The following is a 6,795-nucleotide window of genomic DNA, read 5'->3' as shown; positions in this document are numbered from 1 at the left end:
CACGGGGATGTCGGTGCCATCAAAGTCCAGCACGATCTCCTTTGGTGGTTCGTCATGCTGTTCAATGAAGTGATGCCACAGCAACTCATGGGCCTTCACTATTGCTTGCCGATCGGCGTTCTGCTCCACCCGGCACAGCGTCGACTTGCCTGCCAGCGTATCCTCTTCACCGAGCGCTGTCTGAAGGGCCTGATCATAGCGCAGGGCCTCATGGTCGTTGAAATCTTCATAGCCAGCGGCGACACCGAACACCCGCTGACGAACCAAAGTGTTGAGCTTATGACGAACCTGTTCCGGTGCGCGGGGATCATGAAGCACGGCGGCCAAGCGGCGTGTCAGGCGATGCTGTTTATCGACTTCACGAAGCAGGAGTAATCCGGCGTCCGACGTAATGTGGCCCCCGGAGAAGTCGGCTTCAATTTGGCGGCGTGAGAGTGGCGAGAAGGTCAGCTTTTCAGGTACCATTTTGGAAGCGGCTGTTGGTGCTTGATGGATTGGTTAGGTTATTGAAATCATAGCACTTTCAGCCGCTTTCTTTTATACCCTGTGAGAAATCCGGGCTAGCTGTCAAAACATTTCCGCCAAGAGCCCGACGAGGTGTGTCCCACCTTTAAGAAACCATCGCTTTAGGCATGCAGCTGTCTTTGCACGAAGCCGGTATCGGTGGTTTCGATAGGCTTCTCAGGCGAGCCACAGAGTCTTTCTCACTGATACCTGAATCCGTGAAGCCGGCGCCGACACTTTCCCTATCACCGCCAGCGAGCACTTTTTGATCATTCGCCCCGTGCAAGTTGGCTTTCGCAAGCCCGTTCTCGACAGCGTCATAGTCGCTCATGCCCAGACACAGCAGGCCCAGGTAGCTCTTGATCACGTCACTGGTGCGCATGCCCAGCGTGGTGGGGAAGCGGCTGTCGATGCTGTCGACGCCAGCGATCTCGAAGCATTGCCCGATGATGGACAGCCCGGCGTGGCTGGTGGGGGTGCGGCAACTGGCGCGGAACTTTATGTTAGGCATGGCACTGTCTGGGTGAATGGCGATAATGGCTATATTGCCATGCAGGTCAGTGGGTTAGAAGTGCTTCCGGGGGCCGGTCTCACGGATTCAGGAAATTGAATCCAGTCGCTATGAGCTGCATACATTCCTGCCAGAACAACCACGCACTGAACGGGGCGAATTTGTTGACGAAGTTCTTCTTCTAAGTCCCGTCGAGACATCTGTTCGAACTTTCTGTCAATCGGCACAGAAAAATTCGTCCAAGAAAAATTTGGAGCATCATTGATGAAGTTGATAGCGCGCTCGTATCTCTCGCTATAGCTCCACGCATGGCTTATAAACAGTCTGTAATTATGTAAGTAGGGCACGAACTATCTCCTTATCCAATTATCTTCACAATCTGGCGCTAATGACTCTAACGCCCGGCTCACGCGTCGGTTTGGAGCCGCGAAGCGGCGGAAAACCGGTCGCTGTGCAGCCGATTGTTAAGTTCTCTTCGCAAGCAGCCAACCTATCAAACCTGCGTTTATTACTAAATCGGCTACTCTTGAAATATCCCACACAGCAACCCTTGGATCATCTATGTTCAGGTTCTCGAGATTTCCTGAAAAGGTATGAAAGACAAAATACATCTCGTCATACTGATGGTGTTGGTTGAATATTTCGCGGTAGCTTTGGATTTGATTCGCTGTTGTGGTGGACTTTACCTGGACGAACGCGCGCTTCTGCGTAACAGGAGAAAAGACGTCAAGATCGATATCCTTTTCTGTCTTTCCTAGCACTGATATCCGCTGCCAACCGGACTGGGAAAAAATCAAGTCAATGAGTAGTTCAAAGTCATTCCACCACAGCCCTTTGATAAGGTTTTCAATATTAACCTTCAAAGCTGCCAAAGCTTCTTTCGTTGACTGAATTTCAGGCTGAACTTCGCCGTTAATTTTTCTCAGCAGATATTCTGGAAGCTCGACCCCGCAAATAGTGCCACGATACCCCTGAACCTTCGTAATTCTGCCATCGATATTCTCGATGGAAAGGGGGCTTCCTTTCTTATCGTAACAACTCCAGGAGCCTATGACGTTTCTGATTCTACTGCCATCCTCGAGTTCGTGAACTTCTTTATGAGCATGGCACCAGTACAGCCTTCTCTGGTAAAACGTAATCCAGATATCTGATTCTGAAAGCTCATAAAAATCACGAATCTGATTCAAGTCGCGGCTCGCCGCGCCTTGATTTCCATTTCTAGCAGAAAGCCAAAAATTGCGAACAGTATCCCATTCACCACTTAACGATTCCTGATGGTGTGGGCTTTCGTACCCGAGTCTAAGCGTCTGCTGTTCTTCGATGCAGTGGCGTTCCCACTTCCCGCCGTCGCCTAGTTTTATGTATCGAATCTTCACGGAACTCCCAAGAACTTAACGCCGCGCACACCGGTGCGAGCTTGCGAGCATCCGACGGCCGACAGGCCGTGTAGTGATGCGCTTTGTTAACGATTCTCTAATCATGGACCAATCTCTTGCCCATGCCTATAACCTGATCATCTCCGTAACCAATAGCTGAGTAGAACTCAATTACGTCGGCGTTGGTGTTCCGGACTTGCAGGTTGATTTTTGGGCACCCCTTTTTTCCTAAAAGGCTTTCTGCTGTCTCCATCAAAAGGCGGCCGTAGCCATTCCTTTGGTGGCTCGGTCTGACAGCCAGATAGTTTATCCATCCACGGTGGCCTTCATAGCCTGCCATTACGGTGACGACGACTTCTCCGTCACTTTCGCCAACCAGAAACAAATCAGGATCGACCTCCATCTTCCGGTCAATATCCTTCCCAGGGTCGTTCTGAGGCACTGCGAGACCAGTCTCTTCCCATAGTGCTATCACCGCCAATCGGTCTTTGTCTTGATAAGGTCGTATGTTCATATTCTCGTTAACGCGAAGCTAAGCGGCGGCCCGTCAGGGACGTCCGGTGGACGGCCGTCAGGCCGGGAACGTACTTAAGCGATTGGTTATGCATTGTTGCCCGCAGCACGAATCTTTCGGAACATCTTGGCGATAAAGCTGTTACCGAGAATCAGACCGACAGACAAGACCAAAACCACACACCAACCATAGTTTATCGACACCTGAGAGCCCACTTGAGTCAGCAGCACACTTACAGAGCGAACGAACCAATAAACGCCAATTAAAAACACGCCAGCAGATACGACACCGCTTTCTGGGATGACAGGCCCGCTGGCTTCTGAGGAAAGAGCAGCCTTGGAGATCTTTGGCGCTCTGAGCCACAAAACCATGCCGATAACGATTGGCACAGAGACGCCTGCAGCAAGGAACCAAATGTGTGGCGAATGTTGGCCACTAAATGCGTCTGGAACCAGAGCAAGCGGAATGTAATTCCCCAAAGTGCTAAAGACCAGGTAGGCAGCAAAAACCTTGATAACGATCTCGATGAGTTCTCTCATAACTCTCTATGCATAACGCGAAGGTAACCGGCGCCGGAGCGCAGCGGAGGGAACCAAAAGCGGTACGCTTTTGGCGTCCGGTTGACCGCCTGGTTAATGGCCGTTCACCACCATGGTTAAGCCTGGAAACCCAGGCCGCATGCCCTCTCCCGGACAGCTTGCACCAACTCGACGGATGGAGAAAGGAACCAGAACGCAAACGCTACCCGACCGATTACCATTTGAGACGGACGGCCCCACGACTGGGGCGCGTCATGAATACCAACACTGCTGGCCATTGTGGCAACCAAACCAGACAGCGCATTTTCCGGCCTTGGCGGTCACCAGAGTGAGCGGGCTTACAACCAATCCCGGTGCCAAGGCCTTTGCACCCCACCTGCCAAAAACTCACGAATGCCGGGCCATTAACGCCACGCGTAACCGGCTGGATAAAGCTGCATAGCGAAGCGGCGCAGCTTTATCCAGTCCGAGTTAACGCGATTGTTAGGTGCTTATGACTTTGGGCGAGTAAACAACACGAACAACCCTAAAATTATGTCGCCGACGACCCACAGCCCCAGTATCATCGCCGCACCAATACCTGTACCGATTGTAGCGCCAGCCCTCTCAGCTTCTGACATTGCATCCATGCCTTCAGTTGCTGCACCCATACCACCGATAAGCCATACAGCCATCAATATGTTGAAACCGATAAAACTCCATTTTACCAGTTTTCCGAAGAACCCTCGTTTTGGCTTCCTTAACTGCACCCCACATTTCGCACATTTCAGCGCGGTATCGCTAACTTCTGTCTGACATTCCGGGCAATTGATTAACGCCATGGTTTACTCCTTAGTTTATTGGTCTTACGGATGAAAATTGGAACAAGAATTCCGGGTTTTTCAAAGAACCCTGAATTGTTATGCTTGTTTCTTCAATAAAGTCGCTTTCTGAAGGGAAGAACGAACCGGAAAACACTACACGTTGCCCGTTTGATAAATCAAGAAGACTGTTATAAATCGGAGAATCTTTTTCAATAAGCGTATTTGACGATAGGTCAGAAAACGCGTTATTCCATGTTTTGATATCAATGTTGGGGGCGATACGGACTGACAAAATTGCCTTTCCATCCATGTTGGTTTCAAGCTGATTAATCGTACCAACCCAAAAACTAATTGAACGGCTATCTAATGTCGCTGATATTGCTTCTTTCCTACGGTCGCGTACTCTAGATTCCTGCAATTCATTCCTAGATTCTCCAAACTCCGCAGCATGATCTGATACCACTTGTACGAAGGTACGCTGCCCTTCTGGCATCCTTGACTCAAGTGAGCGCTCACTACTGGCGGCATCTGAAGATGCTTCCATTTCACCAGATGAGGACTCATCTTCTGGAGTATTCATAATTCCAACCAAGATCAATCCCAAAAACACAACTCCAATCCAGTGAACGAAGGTCATTTTCTTCTGTTTCTCACCACACTGTGGGCAGGATTTCGCAGATTTTGATATCTCCTTACCGCATGTCTTGCATTTCGTGAACAGACTCTCGCTGCCCATAGTACCTCCTTCTCTGTGCACCTAACGCTTGCAGCAGGGGCGCGACGACAGGAGCGTCCCTTGCCTGCATTTGTCAGGAGTTTTTGTTGTTGAGCCTTTTCCTGATCGCATTGGCGTTACGCTTTACACCTATCTTTGGGTTTATTTCTAGAGCAGCATTGAAGGCTTCGAGAGCCTCGTCATCTTTTCCAAGCCGTTCATTGGCTAAGCCCTTTACCTTCAAAGCCATAGCTTTCCATTGATTATTTTTCTCAGCCCCGGTCGTAAGTGCTTTTAAGCTAGCTCTTAGGGCCTCCTCCACCAATTCCTGGCTGGATTGATCCGACTTAACAATTTCCTCGGATGCAAACAAAGAAACTTCGTACCTATCGCTACGCAAGCGCGCCAAATCGAATTCTTGTGGCTCCAACAGAACCCCTTCTGAGCTGTAGAAGAAAGTTCCTACCCCTTTCAAAACTACGCCAAATCTAGAATCATCTTCATCAAACTCATATTTCTCGGCCCAACCAGTACAAGGATTTATAGAGAAAATCTCATGCCCATCCTTCACGCGGAACCCAACTAGCAAGTTGCCATCACCTCCGGACGGGGAATTCGCAGTTTGGCAAACAGCCAATAGGCCATTATTTGAAATGGCGCTATTCAGGATATTTGCTGATAACTTCTTCTTAACAAGTTCATCACCAGAACACGAAAACACATAGAATGTTCCAGACAGGTCACTGCCAAAATGCCAATCTTCAATTGAAAAGCTGCCATTGTTTGCTACATCAGCGGAATTAGGCCGCTCCAAATTACCTTGCAGAACCAGTTTCCTCTCAACAGTATTGTAAAGAACATATTTCCCATGTCCGCTCTGACGGTGCCCTCCAGCACTCCCTTCTGGGTTGCTGTCGCTCCAGCCTACAATCCACTCTCCTGAAGGGGATTTTCTGAACTGACCGAAGAAATCTATGGATGAAATTCTGATGAACTTATCCAAGAACGTAATCTCCTCGTCAGGCTTACCGCCGCGAGGACTAATATTTGTTGCCTTTCTTTTTTTGGAACCGAAAATCAGATCTAGCAATCCCATTATTAACTCCTAACGCCTTGCTAAGGGGCAGCCGAAGCGCAGCGTAGGCTGTCCCGTGGAGGGCGCGCTTTTTGCGCCCGGAACGTACTTGAGCAACTTGTTAAATGCACATTGGCACTGGCTGTAAAGTTGCTTTTTGATACAGTGGATGCGCAGGCTCACCCGATTTATTCATTTTTAAGCAGTGCAAATTAGGTAGCAACTGCCTTATCTGCTGAGAGCGCCCCATATGCCTGCCAGTATTACCCCATGCAGCAACAACAAGGCCAGCTTTGCCCGATAGTTTAATAAGCCACTCGTCATTGCCCTGACCTATGGGGTCAGTTGCCGCAAGCATCTCTTCTGGTTCTGTTGCTCGGAAGGAGAATAAATTTGCCATGCACACACCACCATAACCCCATGACTTTGCATAGTTGATACAGCGGGTAAGAGTTGGGTCGTCTTCGGTTTCGTCGGCTGTAGAAGGATTAAGGCCAATAAACATTACATAGGGCTTTGAATCATCCCAGATACGCCATAACGCAAACCGGTACTTTCGGCACTCAGATAATTTTGCATCTTTCTTCACATTTTTCTCCGAAACTTCCATGTGCATTTAACGCCTGGCTCTGGGGCTGCATGAAGCGCAGCGTAATGCAGTCCCTAGCAGCCATTTGTTAGACTTAATCATCCCAGTCAAAGACGATATACCATTCATCGTTGATTTTCCTATATCCTTTGACATTACTTGCTAAGCC

At 49.3% G+C, this 6,795-nt stretch carries 9 protein-coding genes and 1 pseudogene; all 10 read right to left on the bottom strand.

Annotated elements, in window-relative coordinates:
* The coding region (locus tag AC13CY_RS02580) for a transposase (RefSeq protein ID WP_483052262.1) at positions 1 to 465 on the bottom strand (465 nt) is incomplete at its 3' end.
* A gap of 343 nt (positions 466 to 808) precedes the next feature.
* Positions 809 to 1,015 (bottom strand): annotated as a pseudogene (locus AC13CY_RS02575) (IS1380 family transposase); the annotation flags it as partial.
* Between the two features lie 29 nt (positions 1,016 to 1,044).
* A complete protein-coding gene (locus AC13CY_RS02570) occupies positions 1,045 to 1,362 on the bottom strand; it encodes a TIR domain-containing protein (RefSeq protein WP_483052261.1) in 318 nt (105 codons plus the stop codon).
* Between the two features lie 117 nt (positions 1,363 to 1,479).
* Positions 1,480 to 2,391, bottom strand: coding sequence for a restriction endonuclease (locus tag AC13CY_RS02565; protein ID WP_014706134.1), 912 nt, complete (start codon positions 2,389 to 2,391; stop codon positions 1,480 to 1,482).
* Between the two features lie 97 nt (positions 2,392 to 2,488).
* On the bottom strand, positions 2,489 to 2,905 hold the full coding sequence (locus AC13CY_RS02560; protein WP_483052260.1) for a GNAT family acetyltransferase: 417 nt from the start codon (positions 2,903 to 2,905) through the stop codon (positions 2,489 to 2,491).
* 86 nt (positions 2,906 to 2,991) lie between these two features.
* The gene (locus AC13CY_RS02555; RefSeq protein ID WP_022990378.1) at positions 2,992 to 3,444 is read right to left on the bottom strand and encodes a hypothetical protein; all 453 of its coding nucleotides are present in this window, start codon (positions 3,442 to 3,444) and stop codon (positions 2,992 to 2,994) included.
* A 491-nt stretch (positions 3,445 to 3,935) separates the two neighbouring features.
* The gene (locus AC13CY_RS02550; protein WP_483052259.1) at positions 3,936 to 4,265 is read right to left on the bottom strand and encodes a zinc ribbon domain-containing protein; all 330 of its coding nucleotides are present in this window, start codon (positions 4,263 to 4,265) and stop codon (positions 3,936 to 3,938) included.
* A 10-nt stretch (positions 4,266 to 4,275) separates the two neighbouring features.
* Positions 4,276 to 4,983 (bottom strand): zinc ribbon domain-containing protein, encoded by a 708-nt coding sequence (locus AC13CY_RS02545; RefSeq protein ID WP_483052258.1) that lies wholly within the window; start codon positions 4,981 to 4,983, stop codon positions 4,276 to 4,278.
* A 73-nt stretch (positions 4,984 to 5,056) separates the two neighbouring features.
* On the bottom strand, positions 5,057 to 6,058 hold the full coding sequence (locus AC13CY_RS02540; protein ID WP_483052257.1) for a hypothetical protein: 1,002 nt from the start codon (positions 6,056 to 6,058) through the stop codon (positions 5,057 to 5,059).
* A gap of 100 nt (positions 6,059 to 6,158) precedes the next feature.
* On the bottom strand, positions 6,159 to 6,647 hold the full coding sequence (locus AC13CY_RS02535) for a DUF1643 domain-containing protein (protein ID WP_483052256.1): 489 nt from the start codon (positions 6,645 to 6,647) through the stop codon (positions 6,159 to 6,161).
* Positions 6,648 to 6,795: the final 148 nt, after the last annotated feature.

This window comes from Vreelandella sp. L-15, from assembly GCF_056857635.1.
Note: the sequence above shows the minus strand (reverse complement) of the source record. Positions and strands in the feature narration are given on the sequence as shown.

Bases quoted from the DNA above. Each gene is read 5' to 3' on its own strand.
- AC13CY_RS02560 (WP_483052260.1), bottom strand. From the start codon at position 2,905: ATGAACATACGACCTTATCAAGACAAAGACCGATTGGCGGTGATAGCA.
- AC13CY_RS02555 (WP_022990378.1), bottom strand. From the start codon at position 3,444: ATGAGAGAACTCATCGAGATCGTTATCAAGGTTTTTGCTGCCTACCTG.
- AC13CY_RS02550 (WP_483052259.1), bottom strand. From the start codon at position 4,265: ATGGCGTTAATCAATTGCCCGGAATGTCAGACAGAAGTTAGCGATACC.
- AC13CY_RS02545 (WP_483052258.1), bottom strand. From the start codon at position 4,983: ATGGGCAGCGAGAGTCTGTTCACGAAATGCAAGACATGCGGTAAGGAG.
- AC13CY_RS02540 (WP_483052257.1), bottom strand. From the start codon at position 6,058: ATGGGATTGCTAGATCTGATTTTCGGTTCCAAAAAAAGAAAGGCAACA.
- AC13CY_RS02535 (WP_483052256.1), bottom strand. From the start codon at position 6,647: ATGGAAGTTTCGGAGAAAAATGTGAAGAAAGATGCAAAATTATCTGAG.